This window comes from Brevibacterium linens (assembly GCF_003999335.1).
Lineage (GTDB): Bacteria > Actinomycetota > Actinomycetes > Actinomycetales > Brevibacteriaceae > Brevibacterium > Brevibacterium linens.
Genome location: NZ_CP026734.1, coordinates 436,668 through 452,409, shown reverse-complemented (window position 1 = coordinate 452,409; position 15,742 = coordinate 436,668). Strand labels below are relative to the sequence as shown.

Genomic DNA, 15,742 nt, shown 5'->3' with positions numbered 1-15,742 from the left:
CAGCGTCCGCACAGAGCGCTGACCACAAGGTTAATCTGCAAGACTTCTTGTCTTCACCGGTCGAGCACTCCTCATGTAACAACGACCGCCGCACAGCTGCAACGTTCCTGTGTTCCGGCCGTAATCGGCTCCAAGTCGGCTTTCAGTCTCTGTTGCCGCGGCCTCATATTCGGTCGCAATACTGTTCTGCGTCAGATGACATACCGCCCCGAAATGACCTCGCAGAGGCGGCAGAACAGCAGAAGGGATCGACACAATGACGTCCACCATTCGCAACCGCACAGCAGCCATCGGAATCGCCACCGTCGCCGGACTCGTCGGCCTCGGGCTCGCCACAGGACCGGCCATGGCCGCCGACGCGTCTCTGGCCGACTCGTCCAGCCAGTCCACTGACTCCGATGTCGGCACGCAGTCCGTGTACTATCCGACCGATCCGGTCACCTACGCCGACGAGCTCGTCCGAGCCTGGGGACAAGGCGATACTGACCGAGTGGAGGCCTTCGCTTCATCCCAGGTCGCCGCGAAGCTCAAGGCCCACAGCGACGACGAAGCCACCCACTGGACCCGCGTCGGCGCAGAGGGGGCCGCCGGCACTACCTACGTCGACTACGAGAACACCGTCACCGGCGAGAAGATGTGGCTTGGGATGCCCACCGAAGCCGTCGTCGATCCTGACGACGAGTGGGGCACTCCCAACGCGGTGCACAAGGTCAACTTCGAAGGCTGAAGCTCCGGCCCTCGAGCCGCAGATACATGGAACCGCAGATGCATCGAGCCCCGCACCAGGAATTTCCTGGTGCGGGGCTCGGTGCGTGACCCAGCGACGCTGGGCGTCGGCGTCTGCGGCTGCGGTGGGCCACCTCGGCGAGGGATGGCCGGGGATGGGCCGCCTCGGCGAGGTTCTAGAGGTGGGCTTCCGGGGCGTTCTGCACGTAGTCGGCCACGGTGTCGTTCTTGAACGCGTCCTGGACCTTCTTCAGCTCATCCTCATCGACGTTGACGATCGACTGACCGTCGGATGAGGTGCCGACGCCGGCGACGGGAGCGGTGAAGAACTCGATGTCGCCGGGGCGGACGTCGCGCATGTTGAACGCGGTCGAGGAGATGTACTTCGCATCCAGGCCCGAGTCGACGTACATGTACGGCGCGAAGTTCTTGACCATATCCTGGATCTTCTTCGGGTTCGACAGAGTATCGGCCGAGATCATCTCGTTCGTCAGCCCGCGGATGAACGCCTGCTGATTGCGCGCACGCTGGAAGTCGCCGTCCTGGAACTGCTTGCGCTCGCGCACGAAGGTCAGCGCCTCATCGCCGTTGAGGACGTTCTCGCCCTTGGTGAACGTGTAGCCGTTCTTCTCGAACGCCTGCTCGGAATTCACGGTCACCCCGCCGAGGCTGTCGGTCAGAGCCTTGAACCCCTCGAAATCGATGATCGCCACGTGATCGAGGTCGCTGCCGATGAAGTCCGAGACCGTCGACACGGCCAGCGGCAGACCGCCGTAGGACAGGGCCGCGTTGATCTTCGCCTTGCCGTGGCCCTCGATGTCGACGTAGGTGTCCCGCGGGATCGACATGATCTGGACGTTGCCGCCGGACTCGGGCAGATGCATGACCATGATCGTGTCCGAGCGCAACCCGCGAGAATCGTTGACGTCGACATTGCCCATCGGCTCATCCGAGCCCAACAGCAGGATGTTCGTGCCGTCGCCTTCCTTGCCGCCGGCGCTGTCCTTGCCGAAGACCTGCTCATCGCTGAGCTGGTTCGCGTTCTCGTCGAACGACCGGCCGACGCTCCAGACGTAGAGTCCGATGCCGAGCACGCCGAGGATGACGATGATCAGCAGGGCGACGAGGACCTTGCGCCACACGCGCTTCTTCTTGCGTGGGCGCTGCTGTTCCTCATTCTGGTGGTCGAAGAGATCGTCGAAAGTGGTGTTATCCGTCATCGGCACTCCGGGGTTTGAGCTGTCGGCGCCGGGCGCCGGGGTCACTGGGCAATCCCGCCCATTGTATAGCGACCGAGGTGACCCAATTCTCAGCCGCGCGGCGCACCCCGCGCGTAAGCGCGCGGGCGAACGGCAGGGCAGGGCCGCCTCGGCGAGGTGTTCTGCCTTGTCAGACGTTGTGATATTCGGTTCCGACCGGGACGACCGGGACCGATATCCGTTCGTGACCGACGGATGATCCCGGCGCCGAGGTGAGGCGACTCACCAGCAATTCCGCAGGCTCGACATGGTCGGCCGGGTCAGGGCTGGATAGACTTTCCTGGTGTTCAATAACTATCGGGAGATTCTGTCGCTTCCCGGTGCTCTCAAGTTCTCCTTGGCCGGTCTCGTCGCCCGGATGCCCATCGCGGTGCTGGGGCTGGGCATCGTCCTCTTCATCCAGGGCGTGACCGGGTCATACGGCATGGCGGGCATCGTCTCCGCCGTGTACATGATCGTCCAGGCACTTGCCGGCCCCGGGATCGCTCGCCTCGTCGACCGCCTCGGCCAGGCGAAGGTCATGGTGCCCATCGTCATCACCCACCTCATCGCGTTGGCCCTGCTCATCGTCTCCGTGTACGAGGAATGGTGGACGGGATTCGTCTTCGTCTTCGCCGGCATCGGCGGCGCCACCGTCGGCTCCGTCGGTTCGCTGGTGCGTTCGCGCTGGTCGCATATCGTCGACACCCCGAAGAAGCTGCAGACCGCGTTTTCGTGGGAATCGGTCGCCGATGAGCTGATGTTCGTCTCCGGGCCGGTGCTGGCCACGGTGCTCGCGACCGCCGTATGGCCGCCGGCCGGAATCATCCTCTCGATGATCACCGTCGGCGTCGGATCACTGCTGCTCTACATCCAGAAGTCGACCGAACCCCCGCCGGTGGAGCGGACCACCGACGCGAAGGGCCACGTGTTCTCGAACCCGGGCATCTTCGCGATCATCGTCGTCAACATCTTCCTCGGCGTGAACTTCGGCGCCATCGATGTCATCGCCGTCGCCTTCGCCGACGAGCTCGGTGTGAAGTCCTCGGCCGGTGTCCTGTTGTCATGCCTGGCACTGGGATCCCTGATCTCCGGGGCGCTGTATGGGGCGAGGAACTGGCGGGCCGCCGTCCACCACCGCTACGGCATCGCGGTGGCCGGCCTGGCCGTGGGTGCCTGCCTGATGCTGTTGGCGAATTCGATGGTCACCTACGGCATCATCCTCATCCTCGTCGGATCGGCGATCGCACCGAGCCTCATCGGCGCGAACTCCGTCATCGAGCAGCTCGCTCCCCCGCGCAGGCTCACCGAGGCGTTCGCGTGGCTGGGCACCTCGCTGGGCTTCGGCGTCGCCTTCGGATCCGCGGTCGCCGGCAACATCATCGACGCCTTCGACGCGAAGACCGCGATGCTCCTGCCCGCCGGCTGCGCTGTGCTGGGGGCGATCATCGCGCTGTCGCTGCTGAAGCTTTTGAACCCGTCGCGGTCGAGCCACGAGGCGCGGCTGGAGAAGGACCGCCGGCGCGAGAAGGTTGTGGAGGCGTAAGACGGCGGCGGTTGTCGCGGTGGGGCGACGCGGTTGTTGCGGCGAGGGCGGCGTGGTTGTTGCGGCGGGCCGACGCGGCGGTTGCAGTGAGGGCGACGGGTGGTGTGGGTTTGGTCGCCGGCACGCACCCTACCGCGCAGAATTCCCCGGTAGATAAACGTAGATTTCCGACGAGGATTTCTACAGAAACCTCCCTCAGAATTCGGGCCGCACCGAGACCAGCTCCGGGCAGCGTCGAGATCACCCGCTGCCTCAGCGTCCCTCAGCGTCCCTCACCATTAGCGCTACGCCCTCCCGCTATTCCTATACCGCACGGTTACTTGCACATCCCTCACCTTTGGCGCGAAAACATCCCGTTGCAACAGTGTGTTTTGATGTTTGCGTCGAGGGGCGAGAAAGCTCGGCACCCATCCCGCCTCGAAGCTCGCTCACTGCACTGCTCCGCCACCCCGCGATCGGTCCCGCCTGCGAACGAAACTGCGAGCCACCTCGGCGATGTCAAAGATCATTGACATAAACATGTCAAGCATGTTTTACTTTTAGATGTAAAGAGAAGTTGACATCAAGGAACGGCATGGAAGTTCAGACCTCGGACCTCAAGCAGGTTCGCAAGGCTGCGGGGCTGACGCAGGCACAGTTAGCCCAGCTCACCGGGGTGTCGCGGCAGACGATCATCGCGACCGAGCGCGGCGACTACGCCCCCAGCGTGTATCTGGCGCTGCGCATCGCCCGGGCCTTGAACACGACAGTCGAAGAGATCTTCTCGCTCCAGGAGGAATCCCCATGAACAACGTCAGTGACAGAAAGAATCGACCCAACGCCTTTGCCGATCGAATCGCCGGTTTCGACGACCCCTCGATGGGCGATGAACGCGAACGGGACATCATCCTGCGGGCGTACACATTGGGTGCCGTGGTCTCCACCTACGTGTTCTTCGCGCTTGCGCTCGTCTTCGCCGTACTCGGCGCGGGAATGTGGAGTGTGTTGATCGTCCTCGGATCCATCGTGACCAGCGGTGTCATCTCGGGGTATTGCAAGCGCGAGAATGTGGACTTCTCCATGGCTATGGCCCGTGTTTCGCCGAGGCGGCTGATCGTCGGCAACATCGTCGGAGCGGTGTTCGCGATCGTGTGGGTCGGTGCGATCGTCTTCCACATGAGTGAGGGCTATCCGCTCATCGATGTCGGAATGGGCAATCAAACGATGCCAAGTGCTCCCCCCAGCACCTATTCCATCGCGATCGGCGCAGCGTTCGGCTTCATCATCGCGCTGACCCTCATGACGATCTCCCGAGTGCGCAAAATCAAGCAGGCCCGCGCCGAGGCGGCCGCCGCGGCCTACATTGAGGACGAGGACTGAGTCATTGCACTAAACTGGAGAGCGAAAGCCCCGGAATGATCCTTGGTCTGAAAAATCGACCACATGACCGGGGCTATTGCAGTCCCAGTGCTGAGTGTCCACCAAGATGATGGGATCCGAGATATCTAAGCCCAGTCCTTCTTCGCAGACGTCTCGCCGACACCGGCGTTGAAGACGTTGTGCGGGTCGAGTTCTTTGAAGTGCGCTTCCATCTTCGGCGGCACGGGGTAGAGCCTGCCGTAATTGTGTTCGGCGGGAACGGCCGCACCCCGGGCCTCGAGCAGCTCGGTCATCTGCTTCTTCAGCGCCACCGGGTCAACGCCCTTCTTCGCCACGTGGTCCTGGTGGAGGACGTGGCAGAAGAAGTGCCCGTAGTAGGAGCTGATGTGCAGCTGGTCGGCGATCTCGTCGGGCAGCACCTCGAGCCAGTCCTCATCGTCGCGGCGCAGCGCCACGTCGAAGGTGATCATGTCCGAGGAGTCCTCACGGTTGAGGTTGAAGTACCGGGTCGCAGCACTCGCGGCACCGAAACGATGCAGCATCGCGGACTGAGCTTCATCGGCGCTGCACACGAAATAGTCACCGTGGTGGGCCGCCTCGGCGAAGAAGTCGTCGAGGAACGCACCCATCCGGTTCTTCTCCTCGGCACTGACGACGAGGAGAAGATGATGCTCGAAGCGGTCGCGGTACTCGAGCATCCGCGTGGGCAGCTGCTGCGGGAGCAGGCCGAACGCGTTCTGCGCGATCGTGTCGGCGACGGTCTCGCCGAAGAACGGCAGCTTCGCGAACACGCCGTTGGCCCAGTTCTTCAGCGCGAACAGCTTGATCTGCTCGCGGCTGCCGGCGTGCTTGATCGAGACGAATGTGTCCTTGCCGTACTTCTCGGCGAGGTCGAATGAGGGGCGACCCATGTATTCGCCCGAGATCGGCAGCGGCATGTCCGAAGTGAGGATCGCCCGTCGCAGGTCTTCGAGCTCGGCGGGGGAATTCGTACCGATGTAGAACGTCGTCGCTCCCTCTTCCTTCGGGAAGGTGCGGGTGCGCACGGCGAAGACCATGAGCTTGCCGGCCGAACCGGAGGCCTCGTACAGGTAGTCGGAGTTCGCGTTGAACCGGGCCGGGGAGTCGACGATCCTGCGGACCTGCTCGCCGTACTCGGTCTCCGTCGTGTCCTCCGGGGCGGGCGTGACCCCCGCAGGGTCCCAGTCTCCGCGCTGGAGTTTGTCGAGGATGTGGGCGGGGTCGTCGCCGAGCTCCACGCCGAGGTGGTTGACGAGCTCGAGTCGCCCCTCCTCGTTGACGCGGGCGAAGATCGCGTGCTTCGTGAACGCCGGGCCCTTGCGGATCTGGGAGCCGCCGGAGTTGTTGGCGATGCCGCCGATGACGGAGGCGCCGATCGACGATGAGCCGATGACCGAGTGGGGTTCGCGGTGGAACGGGGCGAGCGCCTCGTCGAGTTCGTACAAGGTCGACCCGGCCAGGCAGATCGCTTCGCGGGCGTCGTTGATGAGATAGATCTCGTTGATCCGCAGGGTGGAGATGATGACGATCGGACGATCGTAGTCCTGCGCACCGGGGCCGGAGCCGCCGGTCAGGCCGGTGTTGGCCGACTGCGGAATGACGATGAGGTCATTGTCGACGCAGACCTGCAGTGCCCGCCACATGTCGACAAGGCTGCCCGGTCGCAGCACGGCCAGCACATTGCCGCCGCCGAAGCGGTTGCCCTTGGCGTACGGTGCGGTCGCTCGCGCGGAGGTGAGGACGTGGCGCGGGCCCATGATGTCGATGAACGCGTTGACGGCTGGGGACTGGTGATTTGTCTTGCCGGGCATATGGTCGATCCCTATCGGTAGGCGACGGTTGTTCTCATGGTAGCTGTCTGGGTTCGCACTCCGCATCCCCTCTCAGAACTACCTGACGGCGGCCCAGCAACCTGGCGCCAGGTTGCTGGGCCGCCGTCAGGATCCTTCTATGTCTGTCAAGCGGCTTGACCGATCGGGTTCGTGGCCTCGAGAATCCGATACACCGAACGGGCCAAGGCACGCTTCATACACCGGATCGTCTCCTTCTTCGTCTTCCCCTCACTCAGCCGTCTAGCCATGTACGCCTGGGACTTCTTATGGTGAGAAAGCCGCGTGACTGCCACCATGTACAACGCAGAATTCAACCGACGATCACCACTGCGATTCAGCCGGAACCTCACCACATTCCCCGACGACGCCGGGATCGGACAGACCCCCGCCAACTTCGCGAACGCAGCCTCGGAACGCACCCGCCCATGATGCGACCACGCCAGGTAGAACACAGCCGCAGTGATCGGACCAATCCCCGGCTCAGCCAACAACACCGCCCCCGGACTGGCCTTGACCAAGGCCTCGATCCGGGCGGCGTAGTCCCTGATTTCGGCATCGAGCTCGACGACACGTTTGGCTAACCGGATGGCTTCCCGACGAGCCTCGGTCAGTGCCACAGACTCGTCCCTGATCCGCCACTTCGCCACCGTCTGAATCGTGACCATCGACAATTTCCGACGCGCATCGACACCGAGGTCCTGACCACGCAACAGCGCAGTGAGCGCATTGATCGTCCGGGTCTTCTCCCGAGTCATGGACTCCCGCGCCTTGACCAAGATCCGCAGTCCCTGACGCGGCCCATCAGCCTGCCGGGGAAACCGCAGCCGCGACTCATCCATCGACAGGACCGCGCCAGCGATCCGTCGGGCATCGATCCGGTCGTCCTTGCCCGTGGCATGCCGGTCGCGAGCATTCATGCTCGCGGCCTCGGCGACCGTATAGCCTGCCTCGGCGACATGATCGGCCAGGATCGCTCCGTACGTGCCGATACCCTCGATCACCCACAGGGTCTCGAGGTCCCCGCCGGTACGACGCCCGGCCCACGTCAGGGCTCGTTTGATGCCGGCTTTGGTCGTCGGGAACGTGGCAGTATCGACGTGCTCACCAGACTTGGTGAGCACACTGTAGACGTGGTTCTTCGCGTGGGTGTCGACGCCAACGACAAACGCGTATAAATGCGAGATGATAGTCATGACGGTTCGTGCTTCTCCTGTGTCGGAACGGATGAGGTCCGACCGTCGAACGGTCGGCTCCGGTCCGGGAGATAGTCACGTCGAAACACTACTGTGATGAGTCACGTTCGGTCAGGAACGGACAACCTTCTGATCAAGTTATCGATGTGGGCCGAGCCGGTGCCGACCGCCCACCAATCATCAGACAAATCCCGACGAGGACATCGTTGGAGTCAATAGCAATTAGAGTCATGATGATCGATGAGACGGTCAGTTCCTACTCTGCCAGCCAGTCCCAGACCAGCCACTATCAATACTCACAGTAGCAATTAGGGGTGTTTGGTGGATATGGCGACTGCTGAGAGGCAGACTAGGCAGATGACGGCCACGGCCGCCAGGGACACCGTGTACGACAGCACGGGCAGCAGGGCGGCGAGCACCGTGGGCAGCAGGAACCCGGAGTATGCCAGCGAATAGTAGACCCCGGTGATGCCGGCGAGCTCCTGCGGTGAGGCGATGGCCTGGACGATGATGAGCCCCGAGACCACACAGATTCCGTAGGCGACACCGAGCACGATCGCCACGATGAACGCGAGGATCGGGTCCGCCAGAAGTGCGGCCACCGCCCCGAGCCCCATCCCCACGGTCATCAGCGCCAGTCCCACGACGAGCGCCCGCCCGCCGGTCAGTCGGTTGATCCACGGCACGATGTTCTGCACCAGCGCACCGGCTCCGAGCGTGACGACGGTGAGCACCGTGGCGTACATCGTCGTCCACTCCCCCAGCTCTCCCTGCACGATCGCCGGCATCACGGCATAGGCGACCCCGGCGGCACCGAACACCCAGGGCGCGGCCGGCACGATCAGTCGCAGGAACGTCCGATGCGCGACGAGCGGAACGCGCAGACCGTGCCACCAATGACCGCGGGCCCGACTCTCGCGCGGCAGCGATTCGGGCGCGAAGACCACGATGACGAGCGCTGCGAGATTGAGCACCCCATGCACGGCGTAGGGCACGACTTCGGGCACCGGTCCCCATTGGGCCAGGCACCCGGTGACCGCCGCGCCCATGGCAAACCCCAAAGTCAGAGTCAGTGAAGGACGCCGGGCACCGGCGGTGATTCCGGCCTGGTGATCGAACGGCGGGGCCGAGAGCTCCTTGATCCAGCTCGTGCCCACCGACATCGCCACCCCGACGCCGATCCCCGCGAACACCCTGCCCAGGCAGAGCAGCCAGAACAGATCGAAACCGATCCCGAGCCCGAGACTGCCGGCGATCGCGGCGAGCGATCCGGCAATGAGGACCGGTTTGCGTCCATGCCGATCCGACAGCGCCGAGGCGACCAACAGTCCCGGAATGAGTCCGCCCACGTACATGCCCAGCAGCAGGTTCGCCTGCCAGATGGCGTAGCCTCCGTCCTCTTCATACATGTGGACGAGGGGCGTGAAATGATTGCCGCCCCACGCGAGCAGGAACATCGCCGGGGCCACCATCAGCCACGCCCGCGCCCGCCGTCGCCGTTCCGGCCCACGATCGGGATCCACCTCGCCGAGGCGGGACCGGGCAGGGTTCGGAACCTGCGTTTCGACGTCGGTGGCGGGGGCCGCCTCGGTGCGGGTATTCCTGTCCCCGGTGGGGACTGTCTCGGCGGCGGTGTCGTTCGTGGGGGTCGAGGGGTAAGCGGTCATGGTCCTCCTCAGCGGGACTGCGGGAAGTGGGAGCCTTCGATGTGGGCGCGGACGAGTCGGGCGAAGCCTTCTGCGTCGCCCGACTCGGCGCGGTCGGTGAGAGTTTCGTGCTCGGTCAGGAGCGTGTCGAGGGTGTCCGGCGCGTCGATGGCGACCTGGAAGGTCAGGCGGGCCAGGCGCGGGCCCATGGTGGTGAGCATCTCGGTGACGATGGCGTTGTCGCCGCTGCGGATGAGGCGGGCGTGGAAGGCGTAGTCGGCGCTGGCGAAGCCGAGCGGATCGCCCGCGTCAAGGGCCTTCCTCTGTTCGCCGAGCAGGGTGCGCAGATCGGCGGCCAGAGCGGTGAGGTCGCCGCTGTCGGACAGTGTCTCGACGGCGTCGATCTCGAACATCGAGCGCACGGCGAGCAGGTCGCGGCGCTCCTTGCCCGTCACGGTGGTCACGAGCGCGCCCTTCTTGGGGACGAGGCGGACGAGGCGCCAGCGTTCGAGCTGGAGCATCGCTTCCCGAGCGGGGGTGCGACTGGCGTTGTGCGCGGCGGCGAGGTCGGACTCGACCAGGAGGTCGCCGAGTCCGTGTCGGCCTTCGATGATCTCCCGGGCGGTCGCCGCGGCCATCCGAACGGCAATCGGAGCGGAGTCGTCGATGCGCTGCCAGGGCAGTGTCAGCAAATCATTCACGGACCCACGATAACAGATGCATACATTGATGCATGCATCATGTCCTGGCTCAGACATACCTGACGGCGGCTCAGCAACCTCGCGCGAGGTTGCTGAGCCGCCGTCAGGTAGCAATTATTCGACGAGTTTGCCTTCTTGGCTGATTTCGCCGGAGTGCATGAGGGCCGCGACGTCTGCCGAGACCGCTGGGATCGACTCGCGGACGACTCCGGCAGACGGCGACCAGACGAGGTTGACCGTGAGCTCCGGGTCGATCTCGGGGTAGTCGCTGCGGTTGTGGCAGCCGCGGGTCTCCCTCCGCTCCAGAGCGCATTCGAGCGTCGCCCGGGCCGCAAGCACCGACGACTGCAGGTCGAAGGCATGGGAGAGGTCGGCGAAACCGGCGATGTCGGGATGAATTCCCACAGACCCCATCCGCGCCTCGATGCCGGAAAGCTTCTCCAGTCCAGCCAAGAGTCCGGCCTCGTCACGGACGACTCCGGCGTGTTCGGTCATGAGATTGCGGACCTCGCGCTGCAGGGCACGCACGTTCTCCGTGCCCTCGGATGCCAGCAGATCGGAGATCTCGGCTCTCGCCTCGTCGACCGCGGCATGCGACCGCACTTGGGCCTCCAGCGAATCGGAGTACGCGACGGCGGACCGTCCGACGATGCGGCCGAAAACGAGGAGCTCGATGAGCGAGTTCCCGCCCAACCGGTTCGCCCCGTGCAGACCCGACGAGGCCTCGCCGATGGCCCACAGTCCCTCGACGTCGGTGCTGTGATCGACCGGGTCGACCCACACTCCGCCCATCGAATAGTGCGCGGTCGGGGCGATCTCGATCGGCGAGGCCGTGATGTCGAGCATCTGCGTCTCCATGAGTGTCTGGAACACCCGCGGCAGACGGTTCATGATCGTCTCGCGCGGCAGATGGGAGACATCAAGCCACACTCCCCCGTTTTCGGTGCCGCGGCCCTCGGCGATCTCCGTGTAGGCGGCCAGAGCCACCCGGTCGCGGGTCGACAACTCCATCCGCTGCGGGTCGTAGCGTTCCATGAACCGCTCCCCCAGTCCGTTGCGCAGGATCCCGCCCTCACCGCGGGCCGCCTCGGAGACCAGCGTGCCGGCGGCGTTCTCGGGTTCGAGGATTCCCGAGGGATGGAACTGGACGAGCTCGGCGTCGCGCAGCCGGGCACCGGCTTCGACGGCCAGGCGGAAGGAGTCGCCGGTGTTCTCGTCCCGGCGCGAGGAGGTCCGTCGCCAGATCCGGTTGTGTCCGCCGGCGGCGAGGATGACGGCGTCTGCGTAGATCCGGTAGCCGGTGCCGTCGATGACGTCGAAGCCGTAGGCGCCGAAGATGCGGCCGTCGGCCACCAGCAGCTTCGTGATGTAGACGCGGTCGAGGATCGGGATGTCTAAGGCTTCGGCGCGACGAATGAGGGTGCGCTGGATTTCCAGCCCCGTGTAGTCGCCGGCGAAAGCGGTGCGACGCCAGGTGTGGGCGCCGAAGAAGCGCTGAGAGATCCGACCGTCGTCCTCCTTCTGGAAGTCCATTCCATATCGCTCCAGGTCAGCGATGCCTTCTGTTGCTCCCTGGGTGACGATTTCGACGGTGCGGGGGTTGGCGAGGTCATAGGATTCCTTGATCGTGTCGGCCGCGTGCTGGGCCCACGTGTCGTCCGGGTCCATCGTTGCCAGAGCTGCGTTGATGCCGCCGGCGGCCAGTGAGGTGTGCGCGTCTTCCTTCGGCCGTTTGCCGACCGCGAGGACATCGGCGCCTGATTCGGCGACCTCGATCGCGGCCCGCAGGCCCGATCCGCCGGTTCCGATGACCAGCACCGAGGTGGAGATGGAGTGTTCTTTTCGGCGGGGTCCGCCCTGTGCGGTGTTCATGGATTCCACTATGAAACCGCCCACTCCATACGTCCAATGCATTGTTCGAGTCACCTCGATAGAGATATGCTATCGGTATGCCTGACCTGCACGGAGACCGCTCATGAACCTCGAACAGCTGAGAAGCTTCGCCGAGGTGGCCGCCACCGGCCATTTCACGAAAGCCGCCGCGACGCTCCACCTGGCACAGCCCTCACTGTCGCGGCAGATCTCGACACTGGAGAAGGAGCTCGGGGCCGAGCTCTTCCACCGCGCGCACGGCCACATCACGCTCACGGACGCCGGAGCGACCCTGCTGCCGACGGCGAAACGCATGCTCGCCGACGCCGAGGCGGTCCGCCGTGACATGGATGAGCTCGCCGGTCTGCGGCGCGGCCGCGTCCGGCTGGGTGCGACCCCGACCCTGTGCGTGAGCCTCGTGGCCGAGGCGATCAGCCGGTTCCACACCGCCCATCCCGGCGTCGAACTCGAGTTGGTCGAGAAAGGCTCCCGTGAGCTCATCGAATCCCTGGCCGGCGGCGAGCTCGACCTCGCGCTCATCACCCGCACCTTCGATCTCGCCCCGCAGATGCCCAGGCTCAGCCTGCGTGGGATCCTCGCCGAGGATCTCGTCGTCATCGCCGCCGCCGGTTCCGATCTGCTCACCTCGGACCGTGCGCAGGCCGATCGGATCACTCTCGCCGAGGTGGCCGACCGTCCCCAGGTCCTGTTCCATCACGGCTACGACTTGAGAGAGGCGACCTCCGCGGCGTTCGACTCAGCCGGCCTGAGCCCCCGGGTCGTCGTCGAGGGCGTGGAGATGGATGCGGCGCTGCGATTCGTCGAACGCGGTCTCGGGGTCGCGATCGTCCCCGCGATGGTCCTCGTCGACCGGCCATTGCTGGATTCGGTGCCATTGGTCGACCCGCGCCTGCCGCGAACGGTCAGCCTCGCCACGCGCGCGGACGTGCGAGCGACGAAGGCCGCCTCGGCGATGGAGTCGACGATCCTGTCAACCGCCCACACGCTCACCGACACCGAACCCGGACTCTCCAACTATGTTCGGGTCCTCGACTGACCGCCGAGCCTCAGAACCAGGCGTCGGCGAGCAGTTTCAGCGACCGGCGCTGCACCTCGGGGTCAAACGCATAGGTGACGGTGATGAGTTCGTCGGCGCCGGTGCGCTGCACGAATTCGGCCATCTGCGCGGTCGCGGTGTCGGGTGAGCCGACGGCGCTGATGGACAGCATCGGGCTGGTTCCGCCCTGCGCATCGATCTCGGCCGGGTCGACCGGGGGCTGCAGATTGCGGCGGCGGCCGGTGCGCATGTCGTTGAACATCTGCTGGACCGAGGTGAACTGGCGGGCCGCCTCGGCGTCGGTGTCGGCGACCATGACGTTGATCCCGGCCATGACATAGGGCTGCTCGATCTGCGCGGTCGGGGCGTCGGTGGTGAACGAATCCCGATAGGTCTTGATCGCGATGTCGATCTGGTCGGGCGCGAAGTGCGAGGCCAGGGAGAACGGTAGGCCCAGCTGACCGGCGATCGAGGCGCCGTTCATCGTCGATCCGAGCACCCAGATGGGCACGTTCATCCCCGCCGAGACCGCGGACTTGATCGGCATGGTGTGTGCCTGCCCGGTCTCGGAGAACCAGCCCTGCATGTCATAGATGTTCTGCGCGAAGTCCTGCGGTTCGGCCGAGGACCGGGCGAGCGCCTGCGCGGTCATCCCGTCCGTGCCGGGGGCGCGTCCGAGCCCAAGATCGATGCGCTCACCGTGGATGTTCGCGAGCGTTCCGTACTGTTCGGCGACCATGAGCGGGGCATGGTTGGGCAGCATGACACCGCCGGATCCGACCCGGATCTTCTCCGTCACCGAGGCGGCCTGCGAGATGAGCAGGGCCGTGGCGCTGGCGGCCAGGCCCATCGTGTTGTGGTGTTCGGCGAACCACAGACGCTGATATCCCAATTCGTCGGCGAGCTGCGCCGAGGCCATCGATTCGGCGATGGCGTCGCGGGCGTTCGATCCTTCCCGGATGGAGACGAGATCGAGGATGTTCAACGGAACGGACAAGGCGGGGGCTCCTTCGGTGGGGACGCAGTGCGACCGCGGACCGCGGTCTCACGACTTCAGTCACCTGTGGCAACAGTCCGGGCAGACGGTTCTATTCCTGGTCTGCTCCTGGGCTGACGGTCACAGTCGCCGGCAGACGGTTCATTTCGAGGGCTGCCGGCGGATAGTCTTGTGGAACCGGACTCCCCTTGAAGGAGAGAGCATGAGCACCTCAGCACTGCGCCGAACCGGGCGGCTTCTCACCGGTGCCACACTGTCCCTGGCCGTCGTCCTCAGCGCCTGCTCCTCGGATTCGGACTCCGGCGAGACCAACGGACGGGGCGGGTCGGACTCGGGGGCCGCCTCGGCGAGCGCCGGGTCCGGATCAACCGACGCCGGGTCCGCGGCGTCCGCACCGGGAGTGAACTCCCCCGAGGTTGTCGCCACCGGGCTCGAATCCCCGTGGTCGATCGCCTTCGTCGGGCAGACCATGGTGGTCAGCGAACGCGATTCGGGTCGCATCCTCGAAGTCTCCGCAGGTGGAGACGTTCGTGAGGTCGGCCGGATCGATGATGCCTCGGCCTCGGGTGAGGCCGGCCTCCACGGTCTCGCCGTCGACGATGACCGTCTCTATGCCTTCTTCGCCGCTGGGACGGAGAATCGGATCGTGCGGTTCGACCTCCTCGGCGAGGCCGGGGACCTGTCCCTGGGTGAGGAGGAGACGATCCTCGACGGACTGCCGACGGCGAACTTCCACAACGGCGGGCGGTTGGCATTCGGCCCCGACGGGATGCTCTATGCCACGCTCGGCGATACGGGCGATCGCGACAGTGCACAGGATGAACAGGCGCTGTCGGGAAAGATTCTGCGCATGACGCCCGATGGCGAGGTGCCCGACGACAACCCGTTCGGCGACTCGCTCGTGTACAGCATGGGACATCGGAACCCGCAGGGCATCGGGTGGGACGACGAGGGCACGATGTATGCCTCGGAATTCGGGCAGGACACGTGGGATGAGCTCAACGTCATCGAAGCCGGCGGCAACTACGGCTGGCCCGAGGCCGAAGGCATCGCCGAGGATGACGGTGCAGGTGACGGCTCGGGCGGCGGTGGCGCGGGTGGCGGCGACCCGGGTAGCGGGGCTGGTGATTTCATCGATCCGGTGCAGCAGTGGTCGCCCGACGAAGCGAGCCCGTCCGGACTGGCCGTCACCGAGGACAGCATCCTCATCGCCGGACTCCGCGGGCAGCGGCTGCACCGGGTGCCGCTCGATGACCTGGCGTCATCGTCGCAGCTGTGGACCGGCGAATTCGGGCGACTGCGCGATGTGGTCGAGGCTCCCGACGGTTCGCTGCTCGTACTGACGAACAACACCGATGGCCGCGGAGATCCCGGCCCGGACGACGACCGCCTCCTGCGCTTCACGTCCTGACGGCGCTAGCCCGGTTATCGCTGCGTAAACCGGCCGACAACCGGACACACGCGTAAACGCCGGGCCCGCCCGCCCCGCAGATACGACCGAGGCCCCGAACGCTCTTCGCGTTCGGGGCCTCGTGACAGACGTGCTGCGTCGGT

13 protein-coding genes are annotated in these 15,742 nt (G+C 65.2%); 6 read left to right on the top strand and 7 right to left on the bottom strand.

Annotated elements, in window-relative coordinates; all coding sequences use genetic code 11:
- Positions 1–256 precede the first annotated feature (256 nt).
- The gene (locus CXR29_RS01905) at positions 257–727 is read left to right on the top strand and encodes a hypothetical protein (RefSeq protein ID WP_101596648.1); all 471 of its coding nucleotides are present in this window, start codon (positions 257–259) and stop codon (positions 725–727) included.
- A 175-nt stretch (positions 728–902) separates the two neighbouring features.
- On the opposite strand, the gene CXR29_RS01900 is transcribed toward CXR29_RS01905, so the two are convergent.
- Complete coding sequence (locus tag CXR29_RS01900) at positions 903–1,946, bottom strand: LCP family protein (protein ID WP_127363723.1); 1,044 nt, start codon at positions 1,944–1,946, stop codon at positions 903–905.
- Between the two features lie 322 nt (positions 1,947–2,268).
- Between CXR29_RS01900 and CXR29_RS01895 the strand changes: the two genes are divergently transcribed.
- From CXR29_RS01895 to CXR29_RS01885, 3 genes are all read left to right on the top strand, one after another.
- A complete protein-coding gene (locus CXR29_RS01895; RefSeq protein WP_127363722.1) occupies positions 2,269–3,510 on the top strand; it encodes an MFS transporter in 1,242 nt (413 codons plus the stop codon).
- Positions 3,511–4,084: 574 nt separating this feature from the next.
- Positions 4,085–4,297 (top strand): helix-turn-helix transcriptional regulator, encoded by a 213-nt coding sequence (locus tag CXR29_RS01890; RefSeq protein WP_025776737.1) that lies wholly within the window; start codon positions 4,085–4,087, stop codon positions 4,295–4,297.
- Positions 4,294–4,869 carry a hypothetical protein gene (locus tag CXR29_RS01885; protein ID WP_127363721.1) on the top strand — a complete coding sequence of 192 codons (576 nt, stop codon included), beginning with the start codon at positions 4,294–4,296 and terminating at the stop codon, positions 4,867–4,869. Before CXR29_RS01890 ends, CXR29_RS01885 begins: the two co-directional genes overlap by 4 nt.
- 125 nt (positions 4,870–4,994) lie before the next feature.
- Here CXR29_RS01885 and dld read toward each other — a convergent pair whose 3' ends face one another.
- The 5 genes from dld to CXR29_RS01860 form a co-directional block, all read right to left on the bottom strand.
- Positions 4,995–6,701, bottom strand: coding sequence for a D-lactate dehydrogenase (gene dld / locus CXR29_RS01880; RefSeq protein ID WP_127363720.1), 1,707 nt, complete (start codon positions 6,699–6,701; stop codon positions 4,995–4,997).
- Between the two features lie 146 nt (positions 6,702–6,847).
- The gene (locus tag CXR29_RS01875) at positions 6,848–7,915 is read right to left on the bottom strand and encodes an IS110 family RNA-guided transposase (RefSeq protein ID WP_127363719.1); all 1,068 of its coding nucleotides are present in this window, start codon (positions 7,913–7,915) and stop codon (positions 6,848–6,850) included.
- Between the two features lie 308 nt (positions 7,916–8,223).
- Complete coding sequence (locus CXR29_RS01870; RefSeq protein WP_240812008.1) at positions 8,224–9,582, bottom strand: MFS transporter; 1,359 nt, start codon at positions 9,580–9,582, stop codon at positions 8,224–8,226.
- A gap of 8 nt (positions 9,583–9,590) precedes the next feature.
- Entirely contained in the window at positions 9,591–10,262 is a 672-nt protein-coding gene (locus CXR29_RS01865) for a GntR family transcriptional regulator (protein WP_164742749.1), read from the bottom strand.
- Positions 10,263–10,376: 114 nt separating this feature from the next.
- Positions 10,377–12,134: an FAD-dependent oxidoreductase gene (locus CXR29_RS01860; RefSeq protein ID WP_098731160.1), complete on the bottom strand. Its 1,758-nt coding sequence runs from the start codon at positions 12,132–12,134 to the stop codon at positions 10,377–10,379.
- Between the two features lie 103 nt (positions 12,135–12,237).
- Between CXR29_RS01860 and CXR29_RS01855 the strand changes: the two genes are divergently transcribed.
- Positions 12,238–13,191 (top strand): LysR family transcriptional regulator, encoded by a 954-nt coding sequence (locus CXR29_RS01855; protein WP_127363717.1) that lies wholly within the window; start codon positions 12,238–12,240, stop codon positions 13,189–13,191.
- 10 nt (positions 13,192–13,201) lie between these two features.
- Here the strand turns inward: CXR29_RS01855 and CXR29_RS01850 are convergent, their stop codons facing one another.
- A complete protein-coding gene (locus tag CXR29_RS01850) occupies positions 13,202–14,188 on the bottom strand; it encodes an LLM class flavin-dependent oxidoreductase (RefSeq protein WP_101595794.1) in 987 nt (328 codons plus the stop codon).
- Between the two features lie 202 nt (positions 14,189–14,390).
- On the opposite strand from CXR29_RS01850, the gene CXR29_RS01845 reads away from it, so the two are divergent.
- Positions 14,391–15,599 (top strand): PQQ-dependent sugar dehydrogenase, encoded by a 1,209-nt coding sequence (locus CXR29_RS01845; protein WP_127363716.1) that lies wholly within the window; start codon positions 14,391–14,393, stop codon positions 15,597–15,599.
- The last annotated feature ends 143 nt before the right edge of the window (positions 15,600–15,742 follow it).

What these genes read in the sequence shown, in the direction of transcription:
- CXR29_RS01905 (WP_101596648.1), top strand. Translation starts at nt 257, where the DNA reads ATGACGTCCACCATTCGCAACCGCACAGCAGCCATCGGAATCGCCACC.
- CXR29_RS01900 (WP_127363723.1), bottom strand. Translation starts at nt 1,946, where the DNA reads ATGACGGATAACACCACTTTCGACGATCTCTTCGACCACCAGAATGAG.
- CXR29_RS01890 (WP_025776737.1), top strand. Translation starts at nt 4,085, where the DNA reads ATGGAAGTTCAGACCTCGGACCTCAAGCAGGTTCGCAAGGCTGCGGGG.
- CXR29_RS01885 (WP_127363721.1), top strand. Translation starts at nt 4,294, where the DNA reads ATGAACAACGTCAGTGACAGAAAGAATCGACCCAACGCCTTTGCCGAT.
- dld (WP_127363720.1), bottom strand. Translation starts at nt 6,701, where the DNA reads ATGCCCGGCAAGACAAATCACCAGTCCCCAGCCGTCAACGCGTTCATC.
- CXR29_RS01875 (WP_127363719.1), bottom strand. Translation starts at nt 7,915, where the DNA reads ATGACTATCATCTCGCATTTATACGCGTTTGTCGTTGGCGTCGACACC.
- CXR29_RS01870 (WP_240812008.1), bottom strand. Translation starts at nt 9,582, where the DNA reads ATGACCGCTTACCCCTCGACCCCCACGAACGACACCGCCGCCGAGACA.
- CXR29_RS01860 (WP_098731160.1), bottom strand. Translation starts at nt 12,134, where the DNA reads ATGAACACCGCACAGGGCGGACCCCGCCGAAAAGAACACTCCATCTCC.
- CXR29_RS01855 (WP_127363717.1), top strand. Translation starts at nt 12,238, where the DNA reads ATGAACCTCGAACAGCTGAGAAGCTTCGCCGAGGTGGCCGCCACCGGC.
- CXR29_RS01845 (WP_127363716.1), top strand. Translation starts at nt 14,391, where the DNA reads ATGAGCACCTCAGCACTGCGCCGAACCGGGCGGCTTCTCACCGGTGCC.